Source organism: Pseudomonas sp. GW822-FHT05A08, assembly GCF_058800485.1.
Window position 1 is genome coordinate 4782033 of record NZ_CM179511.1, and the last position, 14002, is coordinate 4796034.

General features: G+C 65.9%; 11 protein-coding genes. 5 read left to right on the forward strand and 6 right to left on the reverse strand.

Going from position 1 to position 14002, the window contains the following annotated elements; genetic code table 11:
- Positions 1 to 37: 37 nt before the first annotated feature.
- Genes AC3RCP_RS21405 through AC3RCP_RS21415 form a run of 3 tightly spaced genes read left to right on the forward strand, consistent with a single transcriptional unit; the run spans position 38 to position 4094 of the window.
- On the forward strand, positions 38 to 511 hold the full coding sequence (locus AC3RCP_RS21405) for a (2Fe-2S)-binding protein (RefSeq protein ID WP_007922813.1): 474 nt from the start codon (positions 38 to 40) through the stop codon (positions 509 to 511).
- Positions 508 to 2802, forward strand: a complete 2295-nt coding sequence (locus tag AC3RCP_RS21410; RefSeq protein WP_101338547.1) for a xanthine dehydrogenase family protein molybdopterin-binding subunit — start codon at positions 508 to 510, stop codon at positions 2800 to 2802. Before AC3RCP_RS21405 ends, AC3RCP_RS21410 begins: the two co-directional genes overlap by 4 nt.
- The gene (locus AC3RCP_RS21415; protein ID WP_492570912.1) at positions 2799 to 4094 is read left to right on the forward strand and encodes a cytochrome c; all 1296 of its coding nucleotides are present in this window, start codon (positions 2799 to 2801) and stop codon (positions 4092 to 4094) included. Before AC3RCP_RS21410 ends, AC3RCP_RS21415 begins: the two co-directional genes overlap by 4 nt.
- 75 nt (positions 4095 to 4169) lie before the next feature.
- On the opposite strand, the gene AC3RCP_RS21420 is transcribed toward AC3RCP_RS21415, so the two are convergent.
- From AC3RCP_RS21420 to AC3RCP_RS21440, 5 genes are all read right to left on the reverse strand, one after another.
- Positions 4170 to 4430, reverse strand: coding sequence for a bacteriocin immunity protein (locus AC3RCP_RS21420; RefSeq protein ID WP_101338549.1), 261 nt, complete (start codon positions 4428 to 4430; stop codon positions 4170 to 4172).
- A 7-nt stretch (positions 4431 to 4437) separates the two neighbouring features.
- Positions 4438 to 4692, reverse strand: coding sequence for a bacteriocin immunity protein (locus AC3RCP_RS21425; RefSeq protein WP_101338550.1), 255 nt, complete (start codon positions 4690 to 4692; stop codon positions 4438 to 4440).
- Between the two features lie 229 nt (positions 4693 to 4921).
- Complete coding sequence (locus AC3RCP_RS21430; protein ID WP_492570911.1) at positions 4922 to 6418, reverse strand: methyl-accepting chemotaxis protein; 1497 nt, start codon at positions 6416 to 6418, stop codon at positions 4922 to 4924.
- A 303-nt stretch (positions 6419 to 6721) separates the two neighbouring features.
- Positions 6722 to 8848, reverse strand: coding sequence for a TonB-dependent siderophore receptor (locus AC3RCP_RS21435; protein WP_492570910.1), 2127 nt, complete (start codon positions 8846 to 8848; stop codon positions 6722 to 6724).
- A gap of 150 nt (positions 8849 to 8998) precedes the next feature.
- A complete protein-coding gene (locus AC3RCP_RS21440; protein WP_101338553.1) occupies positions 8999 to 9904 on the reverse strand; it encodes a LysR family transcriptional regulator in 906 nt (301 codons plus the stop codon).
- Positions 9905 to 10025: 121 nt separating this feature from the next.
- Here AC3RCP_RS21440 and AC3RCP_RS21445 point away from each other — a divergent pair, with 121 nt between their 5' ends.
- Entirely contained in the window at positions 10026 to 10886 is an 861-nt protein-coding gene (locus AC3RCP_RS21445) for a type 1 glutamine amidotransferase domain-containing protein (RefSeq protein ID WP_007922829.1), read from the forward strand.
- Positions 10887 to 10997: 111 nt separating this feature from the next.
- Positions 10998 to 13217, forward strand: a complete 2220-nt coding sequence (locus AC3RCP_RS21450) for a DNA/RNA non-specific endonuclease (RefSeq protein ID WP_492570909.1) — start codon at positions 10998 to 11000, stop codon at positions 13215 to 13217.
- Between the two features lie 12 nt (positions 13218 to 13229).
- Here the strand turns inward: AC3RCP_RS21450 and AC3RCP_RS21455 are convergent, their stop codons facing one another.
- Entirely contained in the window at positions 13230 to 13916 is a 687-nt protein-coding gene (locus AC3RCP_RS21455; RefSeq protein WP_007922837.1) for a GNAT family N-acetyltransferase, read from the reverse strand.
- Positions 13917 to 14002: the final 86 nt, after the last annotated feature.

Below are 14002 nucleotides of genomic sequence, written 5' to 3' on the forward strand. Positions count from 1 at the left end.
ACGCGCCACGCCACTCACCCACAGGACCCCAGCTGCCATGACTTTTACCCTCAACGGCCGCCGCCTTTTACTGGATCAGCTGCCGCCGAACACTCCCTTGCTGTATGCCCTGCGCAACGACTTCGGCCTCAATGGCCCCAAGTACGGCTGCGGCCTGGGCCAATGCGGCGCCTGCACGGTGCTGGTGGACGGCATCGCCGCCCGCTCCTGCACCCTGCCGCTGTCCAGCGTGCAAGGCAAACACGTCACCACCCTGGAAGGCCTGGTGCAGGAAGAGCGCCTGCACCCGGTGCAACAGGCGTTCATCGATGAGCAGGCCGCGCAATGCGGCTATTGCAGCAACGGCATGATCATGACCCTGGTGGCGCTGTTCGAGCGCGAACCCGAGGCCGACGAGCAGCGGATCAAGAACGAACTGGCCTACAACCTCTGCCGCTGCGGCGCGCACTTCGAGATTCTGCAAGCGGCGGCACGAGCCCGCCAGCTGCTGGCAGAGCGGGGGCGGCCATGAACGACCTGCCGTTGACCCGTCGCCGCCTGCTCCAGGCCGGCGGCCTGATCATGATCAGCACCCTGCTGCCCAAACCCCTGCTGGCCACGGCCGAGATTCTTAACTCGGGCGCATTGCCAGCGGACCCGACGCCGGACCACATCGACAGCTTCATCGCCCTGGACGCCGACGGCCACGTCACCGCGTTCTGCGGTCATGTCGATCTCGGCACCGGGGTACGCACCGCGCTGGCACAGATCGTCGCCGACGAACTGGATGTCGATTTCGAACAGGTGCGGATGATTCTCGGCGACACCGCCAGCACCCCGGACCAGGGCCCGACCATCGCCAGCGCGACCCTGCAGGTCAGCGCCCTGCCCCTGCGCCAGGCCGCCGCCCAGTTGCGCCAGTGGCTGCTGGAAGGCGCAGCGGAAATCCTCGACCAGCCGATTGCCGGGTTGCGGGTCGAGCGCGGGCAGATCTACGCCAGTGCGCGCCCCAAACGGCGCCTGAGCTACGCCGAACTGGCCCGCGGGCAGGACCTGCACCTGCCCCTGGACCCGCGCGTCAAACTCAAGGCGGTCGGCGCCGGTCGCTATGTCGGCCAGTCCACCCCGCGCGTGGACATCCCGGCCAAGGTCACCGGCCAACTGACCTATGTCCACGACCTGCGCCTGGACGGCATGCTCCACGGCCGCGTGGTACGCCCGCCCTACCCCGGCGCCGACGCCAGCGCGCCCTTGGGCCACGCACTGATCGCGGTGGACGCAGCGTCCATCGCGCACTTGCCGGGCATCGTCAGACTGGTGGTGATCGGTGACTTTGTCGGCATCGTCACCGAGCGCGAGGAGCAGGCCATCGACGCCATGCGCCAGCTCAAGGTCCAGTGGAAACCCTGGGACGCGCTGCCCGACCTGCGGCCGGACATCCTGCGTGAAACGCTCCAGGCCCACCCCAAGCAGGACCGCGTGCTGCGTGACGATCCCGGTATCGACAGCAGCCTGGGCACGCTCAACAGCCCGCTCGATGTCGACTATGTCTGGCCCTACCACCTGCATGCCTCCATCGGCCCGTCCTGCGCGGTGGCGATGATCGACGCCGAGCGCGCCGAGGTCTGGACCGGCAGCCAGAACCCCCATGACCTGCGCAAGGACATCGCCCTGCTGCTGGGGCGCGCGCCGCAACAGGTGCAGATCAACCGCATGGAGGCCTCGGGCTGTTACGGACGCAACTGCGCCGACGACGTGGCCGCCGACGCCGCCCTGCTCTCCCAGGCGGTCGGGCGGCCGGTACGGGTGCAACTGATGCGCGAGCAGGAGGCCGGCTGGGAACCCAAGGGCACCGCGCAGCTGATGCAGGTCCGCGGTGGCCTCGACGGCAAACGCGAAGTGGCCGCCTACGAATTGAAGACCTGCTACCCCTCGAACAACGCCCGGACCCTGGCGCTGTTGCTCACCGGCACCGTCGCCAACCGCCCCGACATCCAGCAGATGGGCGACCGCACGGCGATCCCGCAATACCGCTTCCCGCAGATGCGCATCGTCTGCCAGGACGCCACGCCGATCGTTCGCGCCTCGTGGATGCGCGGGGTCTCCGCGCTGCCCAATGTCTTCGCCCACGAATCCTGGATCGACGAGCTGGCCTACATCGCCCAGCAGGACCCGATCGCCTTCCGCCTGCGCTACCTGGACGACCCGCGGGCCCTGGCGCTGATCGAGGCGCTGAAAAAACAGGCCGGCTGGCAGGACGGCAGCGCCCACCGCTACCCGGCGCCGGCCTCGCAGGAATGGGCCAAGGGCCGGGGTTTTGCCTATGCCCGGTATTTCCACAGCAAGTTCCCCGGCTTCGGCGCCGCCTGGGCCGCGTGGGTCTGCGACCTGAGCGTCAACCGGCGCACCGGGCAGATTCGCCTGGACAAGATCTTCGTCAGCCACGACTGCGGGCGCATGGTCAACCCGGCCGGCGTGCGTCACCAGGTGCACGGCAATATCGTCCAGTCGTGCAGCCGGGTGCTCAAGGAATACGTCAGCTTCGACCGCTCCGGCAGCACCTCCCTGGAATGGGGCGGCTATCCGATCCTGCGCTTCGACGAATTGCCCGAGGTGGATGTGCAGCTGCTGGACCGCCCGGAAGAACCGTCCATGGGCGCCGGCGAGTCGGCCTCGGTACCCAGCGCGGCGGCCATCGCCAACGCGATCTTCGACGCAGTCGGCGTGCGCCTGCGGCAAGTGCCCTTTACCCCGGAGCGGGTGTTGCAAGCCTTGCAGCGAGCTCCCGAGACTGACCGCCCTGGCCAGGAGGCCCGCCCATGAGCAAACTCAAGAGCATCGCCGGCTGGAGCCTGACCGCCTTGAGCCTGGTCGCCACCGCAGGCGCCTTTCTCAGCTGGCAGCCGGCTATCGCGCCGCTGGACAATCACGACACCCAGTACTTCAGCCATGAGCAAGTCGCCCGGGGCGAGCAACTGGCAGCCGTGGGCGATTGCGCGGTCTGCCATACCGCGCCGGGCGGGGCACGCAACGCGGGTGGCCTGGCCATGCGCATCCCGTTCGGCACCCTGTACAGCACCAACATCACCCCCGATCCCGAGACGGGGATCGGCAGCTGGTCCTATCCGGCCTTCGAGCGCGCCATGCGCCACGGCATCGACCGCAACGGGCGTTACCTGTACCCGGCGTTCCCCTACACCGCCTTCACCAAGACCCGCGACGAAGACCTCAAGGCGCTCTACGCCTACCTGATGAGCCAGCCGCCGGTCCGCCACCAGCCACCGCAGACCGACCTGCATTTCCCCTTCAATATCCGCCCGGGCATCCTCGCCTGGAACTGGCTCTACCTCAGGCCCGGCGCCATGGCCGACGATCCCGGGCGCAGCGCCCAGTGGAACCGTGGCGCCTACCTGAGCGAGGGCCTGGGACATTGCAGCGCCTGCCACTCGCCCCGCGACCCGCTGTTCGGCGAACGCGGCGGTGCCCTCCACCTCAGCGGCGGCATCGCCGAAGACTGGAGCGCCCATGCCCTGGCCGGCGGCAATGCGCCGCTGGCCTGGACCGAGCAGGACCTGCTGGACTTCCTGCGCCACGGCTACAGCCCGCGCCACGGCGTCGCCGCCGGCCCGATGGCGCCGGTGATCCACGAAGGCCTGGCGCAACTGCCGGACGCCGACCTGCAGGCCATCGCCCATTACCTGTCCAGCCTGCAGCCGGCCAGCGCCACGCAAGCCAGCGCCGCCACCCTGAACCACCAGGCCGAGCAACGCACCGAACCCCTAGGCTCCCCCGGCGCCCGCCTGTTCTCGGGGGCCTGCATGGCCTGCCACGCCCAGGAAAAAGGCCCGACCCTGACCGGCGTGCGCCCTTCCCTGGCCCTCAACAGCAACCTCTACGCCGACAGCCCCGACAACGCGATCCGCGTGATCCTCGAAGGCATCGCCCAGCCGGCCAACCCGGAACTGGGCTACATGCCCGCGTTCCGCCACAGCCTCGACGACCAGCAGATCGCCGACCTGCTGGGCTTCCTGCGCCAGGACCTGGCAGGCCAGGCGCCGTGGCAAGGCGTGAAACAACGCGTCGGCCACATCCGCGCCAGCCTGCCACCCGGCTGAGCCGTTCCCGGCCATGAAAAAGCCCCGCATGAGCGGGGCTTTTTTTCGTTTCTACTTGGTGCTCAACCAGCTAAGTCATCCCGCCTTGAAGCCCGGCAAACCATGCGCGGCACGCCATGCTTTTACAATTTGCGTGACACCTTCGGGCGAGTTATCTGCACCCTCTTCGGGGTAGTAGATGAGGTCGGAGCCTGCCGGGTGCTGGCTGACTTTCTTGAAGTGCAACAAAAGCACGTCCGCACGAGCGTCTGTTTCATCTTCCTCGTCTGCTCTACGAAGCTCCTCCAAAAGCTTGATGAACTCGGACTCTGTGTAATCAGAGAAGTTGTTTTTCATAAGCACCTTAACCCTTGAAGCCCGGCAAACCATGCGCGGCACGCCATGCTTTCACAACGCGCGTGATGTCTTCAGCGGTTCCCCTTGAACCGTCCTCCGGGTAGTAAATCAAATCGGTGCCGTCTGGATGACCGGTAATCTCGCAGAACTTCTCTAGAAGGTCGTCAAGTACATCGTCGGTTGCGGTCTTGTTAGCGGTGAGCAGTTCTTTCAGATAGCTGACAAATTCGTCTTCGGTAAAGTCAGTGATGTTGTTCTTCATTGATAAACGTCATCCATCTCCGTGAATGTCGATGTGATGTTTCGGTGTAACGACACTCAGGTTGTCGATATCTCAAGTTGGCGAAACGGCTCGCCCTTGGAAACTTGGAGAACTCTGAGATTGACGTTGACCGGTCTGAATGACCTGTAGTCCGGATTCCGGTCAGGGCCTGCGAACCAGCAGCAGTGATGGCGCCCGCTGCCTATCGGCGAGCAGGCGCCACTCCCCGTTACTTGTGAAACGTCTGCCCCAACGCCTCCAACCGGATCGCGATCGGTGGCAGGCGCTGGCTGCTCAGGGCCAGGTTGCCCATGTCGTCGGCGGTGTTCTGGGCGATGGCCTGGACCGAGTGCAGGCGGCCGACGATGTCGAGGCTGGCGCTGGATTGTTCGCGGGTGGTGCTGACGATGCGGCCGTTGAGTTGGTCGATATGGGAGATGTCGGTGCCGACGGCCTGGAACATCGCGGAGGCCTGGCGGCTGTCTTCGACGCAGCGCTGGGCGCCTTCGTGGCTGTCGTGCATGGCTTCGGCGGCCTGGCGGCTGCCCTGTTGCAGGGCTTCGATGATGGTCTTGATTTCCTGGGTGGACAGCGCGGTGCGCTGGGCCAGGTTGCGCACCTCATCGGCGACCACGGCGAAACCGCGGCCGGCTTCGCCTGCGCGGGCGGCCTCGATGGCGGCGTTGAGGGCCAGCAGGTTGGTCTGGGCGGCGATGCTGCCGATCACCTCCAGCACGTTGCCGATCTGCTGCGCCTGCCCCGCCAGGCGTTGCACGGTTTCGTTGGTGCCGTTGATGCGTGACGCCAACTGGGTGATTTCCGCCTGGGCGCGATCGACGCTTTGCTGGCCGCGGCTGATTTGCGCGCTGGCCTGGCCGGCGCGCTCGACCGCCTGCTCGACATGCACGGCGATGTCGCCCATGGCATCGCCCATGCGCTGCATGGAGCCGGTCATCTGGGTGATTTCCGTCAACTGGTGCTGGGCGCCCTGCTCCAGGGTCTGGCTGGTTTTCGCCAGGTCCTGGCCCAGTTCGCGCAAGCCGTGGGTGTCGCGCACCACGCCATCCACCAGGGCGGTGATCTGCTGCATGAAGTGGTCGAAACGCTGGGCCAGCGACACATGCGCCTTGGCGCTTTCGCCCTGATGAACCTCGACGGTCAGCTGGGAGGTGGCGGCGAGCATCTTGTCCAGCATGTCCTGGCTCTCCACCGCGTCGGCATGGCTGTGCAGGGCCAGGTACAGCAGGATCACCGTCTCCACCACCACATAGAAGGCGTGCACCGCCACCATGCCGAAACCGCCGTGATGGGCCATGACGTAGACAGGAAACCCTTGGTGCTGCAGCACATGGAACAGCACGTGATGCAGGGCGATGGTCACCGCTGCCAGCAGGATCGGCAGCCAGTCGCGATAGAAGGTCAGCACCGCCAGCAGCACAAAAATACCGAAGTGCGCTTCGATCAATCCCTTGGCCTGGTTGATGTGCAGCGCCGCCATGAGCATGAAGCCGATGGCGATGCAGCAGCGCATCAGGCGCGTGCCGCTGATGGCGCGGTACAGCAGGCTCAGGACCAGGGTGGTGCCACCGCCCACCAGCAGCGCCTGGGTGAAGGTGTCGTGCCAGAACGCCAGGCCCAGCGCATAGGCGAACATCAGCCAGATCAGGCCCATCATGATGCGGTCGGCTTTGCGGTAATACTCGAGAAAACGTGGGGGGAAAGCCATGCACTCTTACTCCATGTACGGGGCGGGAAGAAAAACGGCAGAGGGCAAAACGGAATGACCGCCTTCGGCGAGCGGTTCAGTCAGCAACGATAGTGGCAAATAGCCCAATTCGCCTTTCAACTATCGACCGGGCCAGGGCTTTCTTGACGCCGGGCCGCGGGGAGTCGGGCCGCGAGTGGGCAAAGTCGGGAGATTGGCGGGAATGCCATGAAGGGCGCAATGGACGGGGGAAGAGCGACAGCGGTGAGACGGATCCCGCCGACGCGCCACCCCGCAGGGCGACGCGCAGCGGTCCGGTGGTGGTCAGAAGGTCACGCTGGCGCTCAGGCGTGCGGTGCGTGGCTCGCCGACGTTGACCTGCAGCTGGCTGCCGGTGGACGACGGGTAGTACTGCTTGTCGAACAGGTTGTCGACGTTGAACTGCAAACTGGTCTGGTAGCCGAACAGCGGCGACTCCCAGCGCACGAAGGCATCGGCCACGGTGTAGCTGCTGAGCCAGAAATCGTTGGCGTTGTTGGCCGCGCGCTCGCCGACATAACGGGCGCCGCCGCCCGCATGCCAGGCACCGAATTCCGCAGGTACGTTCAGGTGATGACTGAGGTACAGGCTGGCGGTGTGCTTGGGCGCGTTGGCCAGGCGATGGCCTTCGTTGCTCGGGTCGTCGAGGATTTCCGTGTGGTTGTAGGCGTAGGTGCCGATCAGGTCCCAACGCTCGGCGATGCGCCCGGTGACGTCCAGTTCCACGCCCTGGGAGCCGACCTTGCCGGCGGCTTCCGAAAGGCTCACGCCATTGACCGTGGTAGTGGTCACCACGTTCTTCTTCTCGATGTCGTACAGCGCCAGGTTGATGTTCAGGCCCGGCAGCGGATCGTACTTGGCCCCCACCTCGTAGCTGCGGCCCTCTTCCGGATCGAAGGTCTTACCGGTGTCGTCGACATCGGTGTTGGGTTTGAACGAACGGCTGTAGTTGCCGTACAGCGACAGGCTGTCGGTGGCCTTGAACACCAGGCCGAGGAACGGCACGAAGGTGTCGCCGTTGCTGTCGCGGTTGACCTTGTAGCTCTTGCCCAGGCCCTGGTCGCTGTACTGGTCGTAATGCTGCTGGCGGCCACCGAAGACCAGGATCCACTGTTCACTTAAATGCCAGTTGTCCTTGAAGTACAGCGAGCTCGAAGTCAGCTGGTTGCGCAGGTTGCTCTGGGCGGTGCTGACCAGGCTCGGCTCGGCCAGATTGCCGTAGACCGGCGCGGTGATGTTGAAACCGCCCTGGGCGGTGTTGCGGTAGGTCTTGCCGCGGTACTGGTCGGAGTGCTCGCTGTCGACGCCCACCAGCAGGTCGTGGCGCTGGCCGAACAGCTCCTGCTGGCCGATGAAGTCCCAGCTGGCGTAGCGGGTTTCGTCGTCGTAGTGGGCGCCGTTGGCGGCCCGGCGCAGGGTGTTGCCGGTCAGGCTGTTGGGCTGGGCGATCGACAGGCTGTAGCGGTCGTTGTTCCAGCCGTAGGTGACGCGGGTTTTCCAGGCGTCGCTCAACTGGTACTCGAAGCGCGCGCTGGCCACTTCGCGAATGCCCACGCTTTTCGCCCAGCGTTCGTCCAGGCGCTTGTCGTAGTCGATGTCCGCCGGGTGCCCGTTGGTGAACACGGTGCCGCGGTCGAAGGGGCTGGAGTAGTCGTTGTATTCGTAGTTCAGGGTCAGGCTGGCGCGCTCGCCAGTCCAAGTCAGCGACGGCGCCACCAGGGTGTGCTCGTTGACTCCGTAGTTGCGCCAGTAGTCCTCATGGCCGCGCTCGGCGATCAGGCGGTAGGCCAGGCCGGTATCGCCCAGCGGCCCGGTGGTGTCCAGGGCCATGCTGCCGCCACCCTCGCTGTAGGCCGAGCCGCTGAGGGTGGTGCTCTGGGAATACTGCGGCTGCTTGCTGATGATGTTCACCAGGCCGCCGGGTTCCAGGGCGCCGTAGAGCATCGACGCCGGGCCCTTGAGCACTTCGACCCGCTCGGTGGTGGCGCTGAAGTTCTGCCCCAGGTTGGAACGCACGCCATCGCGCAGGATCGAGCCGTCGTCGTTGGTGCCGAAACCGCGCTTGACCAGCGAGTCCCGGGAGCCGCCCAGGGTGTTGCCCTGGCTGACGCCGCTGACGAACTTCATCGCGTCGCTCAGCGAGCGCACCTGATAGTCGGCCAGGGTCTGCTGGGTCACCACGTTGATCGACTGCGCCTCCTCCTTGATCGGCACATTGCTTTTGCTCGCCGTGCTGGCTTGCGAGGTGGTGTAGCCGGTGTCCTGGCCGAGGCGATCGGCCTGGATATCGGTGGTCGGCAGTTCGACCGCCTCCTGGGCCCACAGCGGGCTGGCGACCAGACAGCAGGACAGTGTCGGTAACAGGCGTTTGATCAGGGTTTTACGGCGGGCACGCGGACAGGATGACTTCAAGGTGTGCACTCAAGGGAGGGAAGGACATGAATAGCAATGATTATCATTGTAATCAGCGCCTGATTCTCAGTAAATCCCCTACCCCACGGGAGTTGGCGCTTTTTTAATCCTTCTCCCGAGCAACGGCGGGACTGATGGCCAGTCGGCCTGTCACTGCGCCACGGCCTGGGTCAGGTGATCGATCAGGGCCCGCGCCGCCGCCGACAGCTGGCGGTGCGGCGGGTAGATCACCGAGAAAGGCCGCGAACGTCCGCCCGCCTGCGGCAGCAGTTCCACCAGGCGGCCGCTGGCGATCCGCTCGCGGACGATGAACTCGTAGGTCTGGCAAATGCCCATGCCGTGTTCGGCCAGGGACACGATGCCCAGCACATCGTCGGCCACCTGGATATTCGCCTGGGGCGTCCACTCCAGGTCCCGCCCCTGCTCGCGCAGCAGCCAGGCAGCGACCCGCCCGCTGCTGGGCATGATGAACGGCAGGCAGGCATGGGCCGCCAGGTCCTCCAGGCGCCGTGGCGTGCCGGCGCGGCGCAGGTAGTCGGGGGACGCCACCAGGCACAGCGGCGCGTCCTCCAGCTTGCGCCCGACCAGGCCGCTGTCGGGCAGTGGCCCGAGGCGGATCGCCAGGTCGTAACCCTCGGCCACCAGGTCGACATTGCGGTTGCTGATGCTCAGCTCGATGCGCACCTGCGGGTAGTGCCGGGCAAAGCCGCCGAGCAGCGCCGGCAGCCGGTAATGGCCATAGGTGGTCGGCACGCTCAGGCGCACCCGCCCGTTCAGCTCGCCGTCCTGGCCCTGGATGCTGCGCTCCGCGCCGTCGATCAGCTCGAACGCCGCCCGCGACTGTTCCAGGTACAACAGGCCGGCTTCGGTCAGGCTCAGGCGTCTGGTGGTACGCCGTAGCAACTGCACGCCCAGGCGCGCCTCCAGCCGGGAAATCGCCCGGCTGACCACTGAAGGCGTGGTGCCCAAGGCCACCGCGCCAGCGCTCAACGAGCCCTTTTCCACCACGCTGACGAACACCTCGACGTCAGCCAGATAATCGAATCGACGGCTCACCTTTATCTCCAGGGAACAAGTGATTTCCAGTGGCGCGAGTTTATCGCCCACAAAGGCATGAATACAGTGAATCACCCGTCGGCCACCGCCGGCTCCCTGACCTCACACCCTGGAAACCCACATGCGCCCACTCAGTACCCTCGCTCTTGCCATGAGCATCACCGCCGCCACCTTCAATGCCCAGGCCGCAAACGTCCTGGTGGTGCTCTCGGACGCCGACCACCTCGACCTCAAGGACGGCAAGGTGTTTGCCACCGGCTTCTACCTCAACGAACTGATGCAGCCGGTCAAACAGCTGCTCGACGCCGGCCACTCGGTGACCTTCGCCACCCCGCAGGGCAAGGCCCCGACCCTGGACCGCTCGTCCACCGACAAGATGTATTTCAACAACGATGTCGCCGCGCTGCAGGCGCACCAGGCGCTGCTCGACCAGTTGAAAATCACCTCCCCCGGCGAATCGCCGGTGATCAGCCTGGCCCGGGTCGAGCAGATCGGCTACGAGCATTTCGATGCGCTGTACGTGCCCGGCGGCCACGCGCCGATGCAGGACCTGCTGCACAGCCCCGAGCTGGGCCGGCTGCTGAGCAATTTCCATCAGAACAACAAAACCACCGCCCTGGTCTGCCACGGCCCGATCGCCCTGCTGTCAACCCTGCCCCAGGCGCAGGACTTCACCCGGCAACTGGCCAGCGGCGGCAAGGCCAGCGCCCCGGGCTGGATCTACGCCGGCTACCGGTTCACGGTGATCAGCAACCAGGAAGAGGAATTGGCCAAGGGCCTGCTGGGCGGCGGCGCCATGCGCTTCTACCCGCAAACCGCCCTGGAACAGGCCGGCGGCCTGTACCGCAGCAACCGCTCGCCATGGAGCGAGAACGTGGTGATCGACCGCGAGCTGGTGACCGGGCAGAACCCAGGCTCGGCCCAGGGCGTGGCCAAGGTGTTGCTGGAACGCTTGCAGGAGCGTGCCGGCAAAGGCGCGTAAAGGCCGGTGGATCCGACGAGCCGGCATGCCGCCAGCCGTCTGCCAGCGCGCTGGTTGTCTACGCTCAAATGGCTAGCCTGAAAGGAATCCCGTACTCGCCAGGAGCTGCCCATGAGCAAGACGCCAGATGCCGTTGCCACTGCCCGCCGAAGCAACATGGCCAAAGCCCTGCAACGCTGGAACCAGCAGGCCGGAGCACGCAGCGAATCGCAGTCGCGCATCCGCGAACTGGGCCCGGGCGCCGGCGACTCACCGCAGCAATTGGCCAAGTGGATCGCCCGCGAGAACGCCCGTGCCCTGTTGACCCGGGCCGGGCTGGAACGCCGGATCGGCACCTGGGACCCGACCTTCTACGCCCCCAGCGAGGCCGCCCGCCAGGCGGCAAGGCCGGTGGCGCGGTTGGTCAATGCGCCACGCCCGGGCACGGTGGTCGAGGGTTTCGCTACCGGTTTCCTGGTCTCGCCCAGCCTGTTGCTGACCAACCAGCATGTATTCCCCCGGTATGTGGATGCCGTGGATTGCGCCGCCAACTTTCTCTACGAAAGGCAGGAGCGCGGCATCAACGAAGGCACCTACTTCAACCTGCAGCCGGACCAGTTCTACTTCGCCGACGAGGCGCTGGACTTCTGCCTGGTGGCCATCTCCACGCAGGGCTCACGCGGCGAGGCGCTGTCGGACTACGGCTGCATCCGCCTGATCGAAGCCACCGGCAAGACCCTGCGTGGCCGGCCGATGAACATCATCCAGCACCCCGATGGCGGCCCGCGCCAGTACGCCACCACCCACAACCGGCTGCTGGACATCCTCGACCAGGGCTTCCTGCATTACGAAACCGACACCGCCGAAGGCGCTTCCGGCTCCCCGGTGTTCAGCGACAACTGGGAGCTGATCGCCTTGCACCACTGCGGCATCCCCAGGACCGACGAAGCCGGCAACATCCTCAAGACCGACCACAGCATCTGGAACCCCGAAGGGGACGAGGAAAGCACGGTGGACTGGGTGGCCAACGAGGGCACCCGGGTCAGCAGCATCATTGGCGCGCTCAAGGCCCTGCAACTGAGTGGCAGGCCGGCCGAGCTGCTGGCCCAGCTCATGGAGCTGACCCCCGACCCGCTAGCCGTGCTCAGCACCAACGAAACCCTGCCCGCGGCGCCACACCGCCCAGGAGCGCCCGATATGTCGCAGAACATCTTTCATATCTCCGGCCCCGCCACCATCAACATCGTCAGCCACGCCGCGGACAGCCCGGCCAGCGTCATGCCCATCCTCAACCTGGCGCCTGCCGAGCCGGTGCCTGCCGCGCCGGCTCCGGCAGCCGCGGCGCTGGAAAAGACCCTGACCTTCGACCTCGACTACGCCGCCCGCAAAGGCTACGACCCGGATTTTCTTGGGGTGCCCGTCCCGCCGCCCGCTATCGAGGGCATGCGGCTGGCCCAGCTCTACCGGGTCGGCGACTACCGCGAACACTTCGCCTCGGCCCGCAACGTACCGCCAGTGCCGCTTGCCGGCCTGGATGACGAGGCGCCGCTGGCCCTGCCCTACCACCACTATTCGCTGGTGATGAACAAGGATTACCGCATGCCGATGTGGACCGCCTGCAATGTCGACTACCGGCCCGAGGTCCGTGGCGATACCCGCGCGCGCAAGAAGTACGGTGGCGAAAGCTGGCGCCTCGACCGCCGGGTGCCGAGCCGCTACCAGCTCACCAACGGCGATATCTACGGGCCGGCCGGCAACTTCGATCGTGGCCATATCGTGCGCCGCGAAGACAGCTGCTGGGGGCAGCCGGGGCTCGATACCGAGTACGCCAACGCCGACACCTACCACTGGACCAACTGCACGCCGCAGCACGAGCTGTTCAACCAGGAATCGCCCGACGGTGCCGAATACCGCAATCGCAAAGGGGTCTGGGGTTACTTCGAAAACGAGCTGGCCGAGCAGATCGAAACGGGCGGCGGCCAGGCGATCATCTTCGCCGGCCCGGTACTGGACCAGACCTCCTGCGTGGAACAGGACTTCGGCAAGGGCCCGGTGCGCTACCCGACCCGCTTCTGGAAAATCGTCATAGTGCCCAAGGACGAATCGCGCACCCCGGAACTGCTGGCCTACGGATTCCTGTTCGATCAGAGCGAGGTCATCAAGGAGTTCGGCCTTAACGTCAAGGAAGCCGTCCAGGACCTGGCCAACACCTTCCAGAAGCAGAAGGTGCCGCTCACGGCCATCTGCCTGCTCACGGGGATTTCCCTGACGCCGTCGATCATGGCCGCCGACCAGTACAAGCAGCCTGACCGCCCGGTACCAGGGGTCTTGCGGCTGAAACCTGGCAGGTGAAACCGGGCGGCTTCAGCCCTGCCCCAGGCGCTCGCGGACCAGGGCCTGGGCGTTGCGGGTCATCTGGTCGAGGTGGCGGTCACGCTGTTTTTCGGCATCGAGCATTGCCCGCTTGCCATGCTTTTGCAGCAGGTAGCTGTGGATCTGCCGTACCTCCAGCGAGCGATAGATCGGCGCCGTGTCCAGCAGGCCCATCAAACCGTCGGTAGCGTGATCGCGGGTATTCATCAGCACCTGCGGGCCACGCACGCCCAGCACCTGGAAACCCAGCGCTTCGAACCAGGCCACCTTGCCCACCGCGCAGGTCAGTTCGGCATGGGGGTAGCGCTCGCGCATCCGTGCCAGCAGCGCCCGCGCGATCCCCTGCCGGCGATGGCTGGCACGCACCGCCATATAGGCCACGCCGCACGCCTCGGGATCGTCCTTGACCGGCAGGTACAGCACAAAACCCAGCACCTGCTGCGGGTCGTCCTCGTCAGTGGCCACCAGCAGTTCCACGGCGATGCCCCGGGAGCCGTCCAGGGCCTGCAGATACAGATGCACCTCAAAGCCGATGGCGTACTGGTAGATGTTGTACAGCAGGTTGCTGGGCGGGATCGCTACCGCGCTGATGTCGGTCAGGTAGTCGACCACCATTTGCAGGATCTGGCTGTTGACGGCTTCCGGGCACGGGGTCTGGAAGTGGCTGATGATCGGCATTGCGCGGTGGGCTCCAAAGGTTGAGGCACGCCTGGGACAGCAGGCGTCGGCGGCGGGCCGGCATGATAACCCGTTGTCGCGCCAAG

Coding starts and splice junctions, on each gene's coding strand:
- AC3RCP_RS21430 (WP_492570911.1), bottom strand. CDS start 6,418: ATGGCTTTCCCCCCACGTTTTCTCGAGTATTACCGCAAAGCCGACCGC.
- AC3RCP_RS21405 (WP_007922813.1), top strand. CDS start 38: ATGACTTTTACCCTCAACGGCCGCCGCCTTTTACTGGATCAGCTGCCG.
- AC3RCP_RS21410 (WP_101338547.1), top strand. CDS start 508: ATGAACGACCTGCCGTTGACCCGTCGCCGCCTGCTCCAGGCCGGCGGC.
- AC3RCP_RS21455 (WP_007922837.1), bottom strand. CDS start 13,916: ATGCCGATCATCAGCCACTTCCAGACCCCGTGCCCGGAAGCCGTCAAC.
- AC3RCP_RS21420 (WP_101338549.1), bottom strand. CDS start 4,430: ATGAAAAACAACTTCTCTGATTACACAGAGTCCGAGTTCATCAAGCTT.
- AC3RCP_RS21425 (WP_101338550.1), bottom strand. CDS start 4,692: ATGAAGAACAACATCACTGACTTTACCGAAGACGAATTTGTCAGCTAT.
- AC3RCP_RS21445 (WP_007922829.1), top strand. CDS start 10,026: ATGCGCCCACTCAGTACCCTCGCTCTTGCCATGAGCATCACCGCCGCC.
- AC3RCP_RS21415 (WP_492570912.1), top strand. CDS start 2,799: ATGAGCAAACTCAAGAGCATCGCCGGCTGGAGCCTGACCGCCTTGAGC.
- AC3RCP_RS21450 (WP_492570909.1), top strand. CDS start 10,998: ATGAGCAAGACGCCAGATGCCGTTGCCACTGCCCGCCGAAGCAACATG.